This window comes from [Clostridium] citroniae WAL-17108, from assembly GCF_000233455.1.
Classification (GTDB): Bacteria; Bacillota; Clostridia; order Lachnospirales; family Lachnospiraceae; genus Enterocloster; species Enterocloster citroniae.
Window position 1 is genome coordinate 108,112 of sequence record NZ_JH376423.1, and the last position, 13,257, is coordinate 121,368.

Annotated in this window: 11 protein-coding genes; 8 read left to right on the plus strand and 3 right to left on the minus strand. The window is 50.8% G+C overall.

The window, feature by feature from the left end; all coding sequences use genetic code 11:
* Nucleotides 1-57 precede the first annotated feature (57 nt).
* The 3 genes from HMPREF9469_RS15720 to ychF form a co-directional block, all read right to left on the minus strand.
* Complete coding sequence (locus HMPREF9469_RS15720; RefSeq protein ID WP_007863630.1) at nt 58-990, minus strand: acetamidase/formamidase family protein; 933 nt, start codon at nt 988-990, stop codon at nt 58-60.
* A gap of 16 nt (nt 991-1,006) precedes the next feature.
* Nucleotides 1,007-1,705: a cyclase family protein gene (locus HMPREF9469_RS15725; protein ID WP_007863632.1), complete on the minus strand. Its 699-nt coding sequence runs from the start codon at nt 1,703-1,705 to the stop codon at nt 1,007-1,009.
* 306 nt (nt 1,706-2,011) lie between these two features.
* Nucleotides 2,012-3,109, minus strand: a complete 1,098-nt coding sequence (gene ychF, locus HMPREF9469_RS15730; RefSeq protein ID WP_007863634.1) for a redox-regulated ATPase YchF — start codon at nt 3,107-3,109, stop codon at nt 2,012-2,014.
* Nucleotides 3,110-3,404: 295 nt separating this feature from the next.
* On the opposite strand from ychF, the gene nox reads away from it, so the two are divergent.
* The 8 genes from nox to mraY all read left to right on the plus strand — a co-directional run bounded on the left by nox (nt 3,405) and on the right by mraY (nt 13,248).
* Entirely contained in the window at nt 3,405-4,742 is a 1,338-nt protein-coding gene (gene nox, locus HMPREF9469_RS15735) for a H2O-forming NADH oxidase (RefSeq protein WP_007863635.1), read from the plus strand.
* A gap of 127 nt (nt 4,743-4,869) precedes the next feature.
* Nucleotides 4,870-5,766, plus strand: a complete 897-nt coding sequence (lgt, locus tag HMPREF9469_RS15740) for a prolipoprotein diacylglyceryl transferase (RefSeq protein ID WP_007863636.1) — start codon at nt 4,870-4,872, stop codon at nt 5,764-5,766.
* A 274-nt stretch (nt 5,767-6,040) separates the two neighbouring features.
* Nucleotides 6,041-6,466, plus strand: coding sequence for a division/cell wall cluster transcriptional repressor MraZ (gene mraZ / locus HMPREF9469_RS15745; RefSeq protein WP_007863637.1), 426 nt, complete (start codon nt 6,041-6,043; stop codon nt 6,464-6,466).
* On the plus strand, nt 6,466-7,407 hold the full coding sequence (gene rsmH / locus HMPREF9469_RS15750) for a 16S rRNA (cytosine(1402)-N(4))-methyltransferase RsmH (protein ID WP_007863638.1): 942 nt from the start codon (nt 6,466-6,468) through the stop codon (nt 7,405-7,407). The genes mraZ and rsmH overlap by 1 nt, the downstream gene beginning before the upstream one ends.
* Before the next feature lie 77 nt (nt 7,408-7,484).
* Nucleotides 7,485-8,015 carry a septum formation initiator family protein gene (locus HMPREF9469_RS15755; RefSeq protein ID WP_007863639.1) on the plus strand — a complete coding sequence of 177 codons (531 nt, stop codon included), beginning with the start codon at nt 7,485-7,487 and terminating at the stop codon, nt 8,013-8,015.
* On the plus strand, nt 7,993-10,314 hold the full coding sequence (locus tag HMPREF9469_RS15760; RefSeq protein WP_007863640.1) for a peptidoglycan D,D-transpeptidase FtsI family protein: 2,322 nt from the start codon (nt 7,993-7,995) through the stop codon (nt 10,312-10,314). Before HMPREF9469_RS15755 ends, HMPREF9469_RS15760 begins: the two co-directional genes overlap by 23 nt.
* Before the next feature lie 104 nt (nt 10,315-10,418).
* On the plus strand, nt 10,419-12,209 hold the full coding sequence (locus tag HMPREF9469_RS15765; protein ID WP_007863641.1) for a peptidoglycan D,D-transpeptidase FtsI family protein: 1,791 nt from the start codon (nt 10,419-10,421) through the stop codon (nt 12,207-12,209).
* A gap of 70 nt (nt 12,210-12,279) precedes the next feature.
* Nucleotides 12,280-13,248 (plus strand): phospho-N-acetylmuramoyl-pentapeptide-transferase, encoded by a 969-nt coding sequence (mraY, locus tag HMPREF9469_RS15770; protein WP_007863642.1) that lies wholly within the window; start codon nt 12,280-12,282, stop codon nt 13,246-13,248.
* Nucleotides 13,249-13,257 lie beyond the last annotated feature (9 nt).

Below are 13,257 nucleotides of genomic sequence, written 5' to 3' on the forward strand. Positions count from 1 at the left end.
CCTCCTTAATGTATCGTATATATCAGTTTCAATCAGAGTGCTGTTATGCTGCGGGTCTCACAAGGTTATGATACCGTGGGGCAGAAGAGCATGGGCCCCCCTCACGCCGTTGACCAGCTGTGTGATGCGCATGTCAACCGCTACACTTGCCATGGCCAGCGCTTCCTTGCTGCTAAATCCATATAGGCGCTCCATCAGACGGCACATTTCCATTAAAGCATAATATGCAGCTTCTGTCAAATCACTGTGAAAACCAAATGTGATCCAGCCCTTGGGAGAGTTGCACACAGGGCTGGCCAGAGGTTCATCGATCAGGTCAAAGGTCAGGCTTACGCATTCCATGGGGCATTCAATAGCGGTACAGCCGGATTCTCCATCACCCTGCCTGGCATGGCCGTCTCCTGTGGAAAACAGAGCGCCTTCTGCATAGACCGGCAGGTAAAGAACACTTCCGGCTGTTATGTCCTTGCAGTCCATATTGGCTCCGTAAAGACCGGGGATGTGAGTCCTCACATAGTCATCCGTGTCAGGGGCAACAGCCATGACGCCCATGAAGGGGGAAAGAGGGACGCTGTGTCCCAGATGGCTTGTACAGGTGCCTTTCTTCCTGTCAATCTCCCATGTCAGGAAGTACTCTCCGCCCTTAAAATGAATATGCTCCAGATGGCCGGGGTCCCCGCCTCCCACACGGCTCCATCCCCATGTGCCGGTCAGGATCTGGTTAACACGAACGGAAAGAGTCATACCGGGATGGGCGCCCCGGATGTGGATGGGGCCGCAAAGGGCGTGTCCCTGGTCAAGGGGCATGGAGCGCTCCATAAAGGTCCCGCTTAAGGAGGAGGGGGAGTCCGGAGGTGAGATCCGCCAGTCCGCCTCCAGTGTGGTGAAATCCACGGTATCCCCCGGGTCGATGGTGAGTACCGGAGGAATTGTTTTTGACAGGCTTCCGTGAAGGGTGTCCCTGGCAGGTAACAGTTGATAGTGTGCCATATGGATCCCTCCCCTCTTATTCTTCAATCACGGCAAAGGCCCTGACAGGAGAGCCGCTTCCGTTCCTGAGCTTTAAGGGGATCCCGTAAAACAAGAATTCACCCTTGCCGATAAGCTGGTCCAGGTTTACCAGCCACTCATAGTGTGACAATCCCAGATCTCTGCAGGCCCGGTGGCTGGGGAACAGCTGGGTGTCCATGATGTCTGTGGACGGTCCTTCCACACCGTGTATCCTGGAACCACGGGAAGCCAGCCACGCAACTGTCTCAGGAGCGATGTCAGGATTCATACAAAGGACATCTTTTGATGGGAAATACCGTTCATGGACTCCTGTGGCAAAGAGGACGATGTGGCCCTGGATGATGACCCCGGCCTCCTTTTCAGCTTTCTCCACATCACTAACAGTGATGCTTCCCCTGGCAGGTATATGGCGCATATCCAAACACACGGCTTTGCCAAAGAAAAGGTCAAGGGGCATCTGGTCAATGGGAAGGCCCTTGGGACTCATATGGTAAAATGCATCCACATGGGTGCCGGTATGTTCAACCATGCCCAGATAATTCCAGGTGGAAGTGAAGGGATCCTCGGGGATTCCTGTGTTAAATGATTTTGATTCTTCGTGGGATACCATAGGAACATAGATATTGCTCTGAAAGGCATCCTGTACCAGCATTTTGTTGGTGATTTCAAGGGTGAGGTCAATGATCCGCTGCATAAAAATCCTCCTTTTAGATTAGATTCGTGTACTCCGGAGCCTTCCTGGCATCTATCTTTGCGGCTGGCAAAAACATCTCACCAACCCGAATAGTGATTCCGAAAGTACACATGAAAATAAGATGAAAACACTGCTCATCTATGATGAGTGATACTTATATTATACATCAACAGGAAAAAAGATCAAGACCTGTACCAAACCAAAAGCCGGTTCCTGAGGAGAGAGGATCCGGACAGAGCACTTTGAAACACGCTCTGAGACTGGACCGCCTTTTCAGGGAACCGGCTTATCTTATTCGTTTATAAATTATACATTAAAACGGAACAGGACCACATCCCCGTCCCTCATCACATATTCCTTGCCCTCGGAGCGGACCAGGCCTTTTTCCTTGGCAGCGTTCATGCTGCCGCAGTTCATCAGGTCATCATAGTTCACAACCTCGGCGCGGATAAAGCCCCTCTCAAAGTCGCTGTGGATCTTGCCTGCTGCCTGGGGCGCTTTGGTGCCGATCTTGATGGTCCACGCGCGGCTTTCCTGGGGACCTGCGGTCAGGTAGCTCATAAGGCCCAGGATACGGTAGCTGGCGGCAATCAGCTTCTCCAGGCCGGATTCAGTAAGGCCAAGGTCATCTAAGAACATCTTCTTCTCATCATCATCCAGTTCCGCAATCTCCTGTTCAATCTCAGCACAGATGACAAATACTTCGCATCCGTTTTCAGCGGCAAAGCTGCGGACTGACTGTACATAGGCGTTGTCAGCGCCGTCATTTGCCAGGTCGCTTTCCGCAACATTGGCAGCGAATATAACAGGCTTCCAAGTGAGCAGGTTTAAGGTGCCGATAAACTCACGCTCATCCTCATCCTCTGTGTCATAGCCCCGGGCCAGTCTGCCTTCTTCAAGATGGGCTTTCATAGCCTTTAACAGCTCCACTTCCTTGGCCAGATCCTTATTGTTGAAAGAACCCTTGGACTGCTTTGCAATGCGGCGCTCCAGGATTTCTATATCAGAAAAGATAAGTTCCAGGTTAATGGTCTCGATATCTCTCAGCGGATCAACACTTCCATCCACATGGATGACATTGGGGTCGTCAAAACAGCGGACCACGTGTACGATGGCATCCACCTCACGGATATTGGAGAGGAACTGGTTGCCCAGTCCTTCGCCTTTGGATGCGCCTTTTACAAGTCCCGCAATGTCCACGAACTCGATCACGGCAGGGGTGGTTTTTTCAGAGTTATACATTTCAGTCAGCTTGTCCAGCCTTACGTCCGGAACAGGCACTACGCCTACATTGGGGTCAATGGTGCAGAATGGGTAGTTGGCTGATTCCGCACCGGCTTTGGTCAGGGAATTAAACAGGGTGCTCTTTCCTACATTGGGGAGTCCTACAATACCTAATTTCATTTGATTACCTTCCTATTAATATGTGATATATGGTGCTGGGACATGGCGCCCCAACTTTTGCAGTATGGTGCTAAAGTCCATGTACAAGCATTCATCGCGCCCAAAGGCCATTTCCAGATCCTTTTGGCCTGTCAGGAACGTTCTGATTCTATTACAGCCTTATTATCATATCATAAAACAGGGGGAAATTAAAGCAGAAAATGTTTAACCGCAAAAGGTATATAAAAATCTACAGGATGGGGAGAATAGAAAGGAAAGACATTAAGCATGGATCCATAGAAAGGAAGATATGAACATGGGAGAGACGATTGTTGTGATCGGCGCCAATCATGCCGGCACGGCGGCCATTAATACAATACTGGACCAGTTCCCGGAAAACAGGGTGATCGCATTTGACGGTAATTCCAATATCAGTTTTCTGGGATGCGGAATGGCGCTTTGGATCGGGAAGCAGATATCCGGTCCGGAGGGACTGTTTTATTCGAGCAGGGAGGCATTTGAGGAAAAGGGCGCCGTGGTCCATATGGAAACAGAGATATCCAGGATAGACTATGACAAAAAGATGGTATATGGCCGGGAAAAGGATGGAACAATCCATGAACAGCCCTATGACAAGCTGATACTGGCAACAGGTTCCCTGCCCATCCGTCCTGAACTACAGGGCATGGACCTGGAAAATGTCCAGTTTGTAAAGCTGTACCAGAATGCCCGGGATGTGATCCAAAAGCTGAAGGACCCGTCCATCAGGAGGATCGCCGTGGTGGGGGCAGGATATATCGGGGTGGAGCTGGCGGAAGCGTTTGTGAGAAACGGCAGGGAAGTGGTGTTGATCGATTGTGCGGACACATGCCTGGCCGGGTATTATGACAGTGAATTTTCCTATATAATGGGGAAGAATCTGGAAAGCCACGGAGTGGAACTGGCATTGGGGGAAACCGTAGTCAAACTGGAGGGCCGGAAAAGGGTACAGACCGTGGTAACGGATCAGGCAAGGTATCAGGCTGACATGGTGGTATTCGGCATTGGCTTTAAGCCCAATACAGGTCTGGGACAGGGGAGGCTCAAACTGTTTAAGAATGGGGCATACCTGGTGGACCGCAGGCAGGAGACCAGCGTTGCGGGAGTCTATGCCATCGGCGATTGCGCCACGGTTTATAATAATGCCATCCAGGCCACGGATTACATTGCCCTGGCAACCAATGCGGTCCGTTCCGGCATCATCGCCGCCCACAATGCCTGCGGAAGAACGCTTGAATCCGTGGGAGTACAGGGGTCCAACGGGATCAGCATATGGGGGCTTCATATGCTCTGCACAGGTATCAGCCTGAAACGGGCGCAGAAAATGGGGTATGCGGCAGCTTCCTCAGATTATGAGGACTGGCAGAAGGCGGAATTCATGGAAAATGGCAACAACAAGGTGAAGATCCGTATTGTGTATGATAAGGAAACCAGGATCATCCTGGGAGCGCAGATGTGTTCGGACTACGATATCTCCATGGGCATACACCTGTTTTCCATGGCTATAGAGGAACAGGTGACCATTGATAAGCTGAAGCTCTTTGACCTGTTTTTCCTTCCGCATTTTAACAAGCCCTACAATTATATCACAATGGCTGCCCTGGCCGCCCGGTAATCTCTGTCCCGTCTGCATCAATGTCGGCATCAATGCCGGCACAAATGCCGGAATAAATCACTCCTTGCAATTTATAGTACTTCGGGGTAAAATGGGAAAGTATATGAAACAGGAAGGAGATTGATCTATGGAAGCAGCAGGAGCAGATTTGAGTTTTGTGAATCTGGGAATAACCATACAGAACCTGCCAAACAGCATCACGGTGTTTGGCTTTCGGATCGCATTTTACGGAATTATCATAGGATTGGGAATGCTGGCCGGTATGGCTGTGGCATTTTCCGATGCCAGGCGCAGAGGGCAGGATCCCGACATTTACCTGGACTTTGCGCTGTACGGTATTATATTTTCCATCATAGGGGCCAGGGCCTATTATGTTATTTTTGACTGGGACAACTATAAGGATAACCTGCTTCAGATTTTTAACCTGCGTGGGGGCGGCCTGGCCATATATGGCGGTGTCATTGGCGCGGTCATCACCCTCACTGTGTTTACCAGGATGAGGAAGATGTCGTTTTTTTCCATGGCGGACAGCGGCGTGCTGGGGCTGATCACTGGCCAGATCATTGGAAGGTGGGGGAATTTCTTCAACTGTGAGGCATTTGGCGGCTTTACCAATAACCTGTTTGCCATGCGCATTAAAAAAAGCCTGGTGAATCCATCCATGATCTCCCAGCAGCTGATAGACAATGAGATCGTGGAAAATGGAATCGCTTATATCCAGGTGCACCCCACATTCCTGTATGAATCCGTGTGGAACCTGTGTGTCCTTGGATTCATGCTCTGGTACAGAAAACACAAGAAATTTGAAGGGGAAATGCTGTGGGTGTATTTCTTGGGATACGGTCTGGGACGTGTATGGATCGAGGGCCTTAGGACAGACCAGTTGAAGCTTCCCGGCTCGGGGCTTGCGGTTTCACAGCTCCTCTCAGCCGCGTTGGTCCTGATATCTGCGGGCATCATTGTTTATAAGCACCACGGCCTGAAAAAGGGGGAGAAAGTGGGGGGAGATTTCCCTTCTGATTAACATAAAATCTATATTTAGTGCTGAAAAAAGGGGTCATCCCATATGTAGAGGCAGTTGCGAAAAACCACGCAACTGCTTTATTTTTTTGCCTTAATTTTATAAGAAATTCGTAAAAACTTCTTGCCATTTCCCAATTTCTGTACTATGATGGACATACAAGTGGTAGAAAGTGGTGCAAAGTGGTAGAGGATGGTTGTTTTGTGGATGAAGTGGGGGTTTCGGATCCCCCGCAGCTGTCCACAGTACCGCACTGACGTACGGCAGGTGATAAGTTATGTTCATGGGTGAGTACAATCATACAGTTGATGCGAAGGGACGTCTGATCGTACCTTCCAAGTTCAGAGAGCAGTTAGGTGACGAATTCGTTGTAACGAAGGGCCTTGATAACTGCCTTTTTGTGTATGAGAATTCTGAATGGGCCGCTCTTGAAGAAAAACTTCGCACACTGCCTCTTACCAACACTGCCGGACGTAAGTTTTCACGTTTCCTTCTGGCAGGAGCTACCACCTGTGAAGTGGACAAACAGGGAAGAATTCTTCTTCCGGCGGTTTTAAGGGAATTTGCCGGAATTGAGAAGGACGCAGTACTGGTAGGTGTGGGAAGCCGTATTGAAATCTGGAGCAAGGATAAGTGGCTGGAGGCTAACACCTTTGATGATATGGAAGAGATTGCAGAACATATGGAAGGTTTGGGAATTTAATGGAGGAACAAGCATTTGTACACAAGTCCGTACTTTTATATGAGACAGTGGGAAGCCTGAATATCAAGCCCGGAGGCATTTATGTGGATGGAACGCTGGGCGGGGGAGGACATGCCTACGAGGTGTGCAAACGCCTGGGAAGCGGACGTCTCATTGGTATTGACCAGGATGCGGACGCCATAGCGGCCGCGGGAAAGCGGCTGGAACACTTTAAGGATAAAGTAACCATAGTAAGAAGCAATTATGAGAATATCAAAACAGTGCTGGAGGATCTGGAACTCAGCAAAGTGGACGGTATCTACCTGGATCTGGGAGTTTCCTCCTATCAGCTGGACAAGGCTTCCAGGGGATTTACCTACAGGGAGGATGCGCCTCTGGACATGAGGATGGATCAGAGGAATACCACCACGGCGGCTGACATTGTCAATACTTACGGAGAAATGGAACTGTACAGGATCATCCGGGACTATGGTGAGGATAATTTTGCGAAGAATATAGCAAAGCATATTGTAAGAGAGCGGGAGGAGCATCCCATTGAGACCACGGGACAGTTGGCGGAGATCATAAAGAACGCGATCCCGGCCAGAGTACGGGCCACGGGCGGACACCCGGCCAAGCGTACCTTCCAGGCCATACGGATCGAGTGCAATCATGAACTGGATGTTCTGGAGCACTCCATTGACACTATGATCGGCCTTTTAAACCCGGGAGGCCGCCTGAGTATCATTACGTTCCATTCACTGGAAGACCGGATCGTAAAGAACCGGTTCAGGACCAATGAGAACCCCTGTATCTGCCCTCATGAGTTTCCTGTCTGCGTGTGCGGCAGGAAGAGCAAAGGAAAGGTGATATCAAGGAAACCCGTATTGCCCTCAGAGAAAGAACTGGAAGAAAACAGCCGTTCAAAGAGCGCCAAGCTGCGCGTGTTTGAACGGGGATAAATACAGATGATGTAACGCCGCACAAAGGATTTTCGTACAAAGGATGACCATATCAAGACAGAAGGGAGGATAAGGTTATGGCTGCAAGAACGCAGGCGTCATCAGGACGCACCAACAGACAGACAAACCGCAGGGCTGCACATACAGATCCCTATATGTACGGCACCGCGGCACCACAGCTTAAGCCGCAGGCCGCTCCACGGCCGGAGCGCAGGCCGGGGAAACCGGCAGGCAGCCAGTCCGTCCGGCACAATCACCGGATCCGCCGCAATCAGGAACGCGCATTGTATATGGATCTTCCGTATGTAATCATGCTTACCATTGCGTCAGTGTTTACCTTATACCTCTGCATCAACTACCTCCATGTGCAGTCATCCATTACAGCAAGAATGCATAACATCGAGAAGATGGAGGCACAGTTAGAACAGCTTAAGGCGGAAAACGATGCCCTGGAGACCAGCATCAATACCAGCATTGACTTAAACAAGATCTATGAGATCGCCACTAAGGAGCTGGGGATGGTCTATGCCAAGAAGGACCAGGTGTTATTGTATGACAAGACAGAAAGCGAGTATGTAAGACAGTATGAAGACATCCCGGAACACTAATGGAGGCGGCCGCCCCGGTGGTAATGGAAAAGGGAACGGCCGGGAGCAGCACAATACAAAAGGAAAATACTTTTATCCAAAGTATTTGCAGGAAAAGCTGGCAATCACCGTATTGGTGATTACGCTGGCTTTATTTGCATTAATAATGGTCCTTTACAGAATCATCAGGGACAACAATGAACAGTACAACAAGATCGTACTGACCCAGCGCCAGCAGGAGTATGAAAGCCGTACCATTCCCTACCGAAGAGGGGATATCGTGGACAGGAACGGCACCTACCTGGCTACCAGCGAAAAGGTATACAACCTGATCATCGACCCCAAACAGATCATGTCCAAACCGGAGCGTTATCTGGAACCCACCATAGAGGCGCTGGTGACCAGCTTTGGCTTTGACGGCGGGGAGGTGCGGGGCCTGATTGAGGAGAGGGCGGACAGCGCCTATCTCAGATATAATAAGGGGCGCCAGCTCACCTATGACCAGAAGACTGCCTTTGAGCAGCTGGCAAAGGATATGAACAAAGCCTATTATGAGAACAAGGACGAGGTGGAGGGAAAAAAGCGGGTCAAGGGGATCTGGTTTGAAGATGAATATAAAAGGATCTATCCCTATAATTCCCTGGCCTGCAATGTGATCGGATTTACCAGCAGTGACGGCAGCGTGGGAACAGGAGGGATTGAGCAGTACTATAACAGCAGCCTTATTGGGGTGAACGGACGGGAGTACGGATACCTGGACGAGAACTCCAACCTGGAGGGCGTGGTGAAGCCGGCAGAGGGCGGCAAGACCATTGTTTCCACCATTGATGTGAATATCCAGAATATTGTACAGAAATACATCAATGAATGGCAGACCACCACGGGCAGCAAGGTTACGGCAGCCATTGTCATGAATCCCAACAACGGTGAGATCCTGGCCATGGGCACAAGCAATGTTTTTGACCTGAACAATCCCAGGGATGTAAGCGGATTTACCCAGGAGGATCTGTTTGTTCTTGGAAAAAAAGAAGCAGCCGCTGTATACAGAAGGGAAAACGAAGGGAAGACTATTACAGAGGACCAGGTGCTGGATCATTTCAGCCGGGAGGATGTGATCTCCTACGGGCAGCAGGTGGCCTGGAACCAGATCTGGAGGAATTTCTGTGTCAGTGACACATATGAGCCGGGTTCCCCTTCCAAGATCTTTACAGTGGCGGCCGGCATGGAGGAGGGACTTATAAAACCCAGTGACAGCTTTGAGTGTGCCGGTATCCTCCATGTGGGAGATCATGATATCAAGTGTACGGCGTGGCGCAGGGGCGGCCACGGGTGGCTGAACGTACAGGAATCGCTGATGCAGTCATGCAACGTGGCCATGATGCGTATGGGCGCCATTATAGGCCGGGACCGCTTTACCAAGTACCAGTCCATCTTTGGATTTGGTGACAAGACAGGGATCGACCTGCCGGGTGAGGCGGATACCAGCAGCCTTGTATACAATGCGGACAACATGCGGCCCACGGATCTGGCAACCAATGCCTTTGGCCAGAACTACAACTGCACCATGGTCCAGATGGCTGCGGCATTCTGCTCCGTGCTCAACGGCGGATCTTATTATGAACCCCATGTGGTAAAGCAGATCCTCAATGAACAGGGCTCCGTGGTGGAGAAAAAGGAACCTGTACTGGTGCGGGAAACCGTATCCCAGTCCACAGCTGATTTCCTGAAGGAGGCCATGTTCCAGACGGTTGAGACCGGTACCGGAAAGGCAGCCCAGGTCATTGGATATGATGTGGGAGGCAAGACCGGAACAGCGGAAAAACAGCCCCGTTCAGCCAAAAACTATCTGGTCAGCTTTGCGGGCTTTGCGCCCATAGAGGATCCCCAGGTGTTTGTCTATGTAGTGATCGACACCCCAAACTATCCGCCGGGTGAGCAGCAGGCCCACAGCTCCTACGCAAGCGCGGTATTTTCAAAGATCATGACGGAGACCCTTCCTTATATGAATATATTTCCCACCAAGGATCTGCCGGAAGATGAGGCCATACAGGAAAGCCTTCCTTCCTCCGAGGGGATCAATGAGGTGGAGACAAGCCTGGAGGAGGGTGAAGGCCAGGAGGAGACCCCGGCCGAGACGCAGCAGCAGTATGATACGGATGAAGTGGTTCCGGATGATGGCGGGGGAAGCGGGGTACCGGATTCAGTTCCCCGGGATCCGTCAGCCCCTGAGGGGCCTGGGACCGATACCGGACCCACAACTGAGGCCGATCCCTCCAAGGAGGAGACGGCCGATCCCCAGACCGCGGGGAGTAATCCCTGACGGCCGTACCTGGAGCAGTACCGGATACTCCTTTCCGGATAAAGATTCATAAAATGAGACCGGCCCCAATATATTATTAACAATGATGGACGCCGGAGACGCTCATGAATTCAAACCTTACAAAGCACAGAAAGAATATAGCCGTCCTTGCACTGCTCATTGCCATTGTCATGGTGAGCCTCTCGGGGCGGCTTGCTTATCTTATGCTGTTCTGTTCCGAACACTACAGCGCAATGGCGGAGGACCTGCACCAGAGGGAACGTACCATCAAGGCAGCCAGAGGCCGGATCATCGATGCCAACGGCGTGGTCATAGCAGATAACAGGACCGTGTGCACCATTTCCGTTATCTACAACCAGGTGACGGACCGGGAGCGCGTAATACAAGTGCTCTGCAGTGAACTGGGGCTGGATGAGGAGCCGGTCCGAAAACGGGTTGAGAAGCGCAGCTCCAGGGAGATCATAAAGACCAATGTGGATAAGGAACTGGGGGATAAGATCCGCTCATACCGGCTGGACGGGGTAAAAGTGGACGAAGATTACAAGCGTTATTATCCCTATGACAGCCTGGCGTCCAAGGTGCTTGGATTTACAGGAGGCGACAACCAGGGAATCATAGGGCTGGAGGTAAAATACGAAAAGTACTTAAAAGGCATGAATGGGAAAATACTTACCATGTCGGATGCCAAAGGGGTGGAGATTGAAAATGCCTCCGAGGACCGGATCGAACCCATACCGGGAAATGACCTGCACATCAGCCTGGATGTGAATATCCAGAAATATGCGGAGCAGCTGGCCTATCAGGTTCTGGAAAAAAAGAATGCCAAAAAGGTCTCCATCATAGTCATGAATCCCCAGAACGGGGAGCTGCTGGCCATGGTCAATGTGCCGGAGTTCAATCTCAACGATCCCTTTACCCTGGACCAGAATCTGCGCAGCCAGAGCCTTCAGGAGATCGCTGCCCAGAACGCCTCCCTGCCCGCGTCCAAAAAGCAGGAGCAGCTGAACCAGATGTGGAGGAATACCTGTATCAACGATACCTATGAACCGGGTTCCACCTTTAAGATCATTACGGCGGCAGCCGGATTGGAGTCCGGTGCGGTGAAGCTGACAGACCAGTTTTCCTGCCCGGGATTTAGGATCGTGGAGGACCGGAAAATACGCTGCCACAAGGTGGGCGGACACGGCTCCGAGACATTTTTACAGGGTGCCATGAACTCCTGCAATCCGGTGTTTATCGATGTGGGGCAGAGGCTGGGCGTGGATGGCTATTATAAATATTTTACCCAGTTCGGCCTTAAGGGAAAGACAGGGATCGACCTGCCCGGAGAAGCTGCCACCATTATGCACAAAAAGGAAAATATGGGACTTGTGGAACTGGCCACAGTGTCTTTCGGCCAGTCGTTCCAGATCACGCCCATCCAGCTGATCACAACAGCTGCCTCCATTGTCAATGGAGGAAACCGTGTAACGCCCCATTTCGGGGTAGCGGCAGTGAGCACGGACCAGACTTCGGTCCGCGCCTTCAAATATCCCTCCAAGGGACGCATCCTTTCTGAGGAGACCAGCGCCACCATGCGCTACGTGCTGGAACAGGTAGTGTCGGAGGGAAGCGGCAAAAAGGCAAAGCTGGAAGGCTACAAGATCGGCGGCAAGACGGCCACGTCAGAGAAGCTTCCCAGAAGCCTGAAAAAATATATTTCATCTTTTATCGGCTTTGCTCCGGCGGACGATCCGCAGGTCATGGCGCTTATTACAATCGATGAACCGGAGGGGATTTATTACGGCGGAACCATTGCCGCTCCGGTGGTTGGAGATCTGTTTAAGAATATACTTCCTTATCTGGGAATTCAGGCAACGGAGGAAGAAACTGCTGTGCACGTTTCCAATCCATAGTTGATTATTCCCGGAAAAAGACGTATACTAATTACCAAATAAGACATACATATGAGATTGAGGTGCCCTTATGATTCATGAAACCATACTAGCTATCATTATTGCATTTGCCATCAGCGCACTGCTTTGCCCCATTATCATCCCTTTTCTGCACAAGCTTAAATTTGGCCAGCAGGTAAGGGAGGACGGACCGCAGGCCCATTTGAAAAAGCAGGGAACGCCCACCATGGGCGGGCTGATTATACTTTGCAGTATTATCATTACATCCATCTTTTATATTCCCAGCTATCCCAAGATCATTCCCATCCTTTTTGTGACGGTAGGGTTCGGCATTATCGGATTCCTGGACGACTATATCAAGATCGTGATGAAGCGCTCGGAAGGCCTGAAGCCGATGCAGAAGTTAGTTGGACAATTTATTATCACAGGTATTTTTGCCTGGTATCTGTTAAACAGCGGGGAAGTGGGGACCAATATGCTCATCCCATTTACCGGCGGGTTTGACGGCGGAAAGTTCCTTTCACTGGGAATCTTTTTTATCCCGGCCCTGTTCTTTATCATGCTGGGCACGGACAACGGGGTGAATTTTACAGATGGACTGGACGGACTTTGTACCAGTGTCACCATTCTGGTTGCCACGTTTCTGACCATTGTGGCCATAGGCGAGGATATGGGAATCAGTCCCATGACAGGAGCGGTGGTGGGAAGCCTTCTGGGCTTTCTGCTCTTTAATGTGTATCCGGCAAAGGTGTTTATGGGAGATACCGGTTCCCTGGCCCTGGGCGGTTTTGTGGCTGCTTCCGCCTATATGATGCGCATGCCCCTGTTTATCCCGATCATTGGCCTGATCTACCTGGTGGAAGTGCTGTCCGTCATTATGCAGGTTACGTATTTTAAGCGTACAGGCGGAAAACGCATTTTTAAAATGGCTCCCATCCATCACCACTTTGAACTGTGCGGATGGTCAGAGACCCGGGTAGTGGCGGTATTTGCCATTGTAACCGCAATATTGTGTATGGTTGCTTATCTTGGATTATAGTCGCATGCG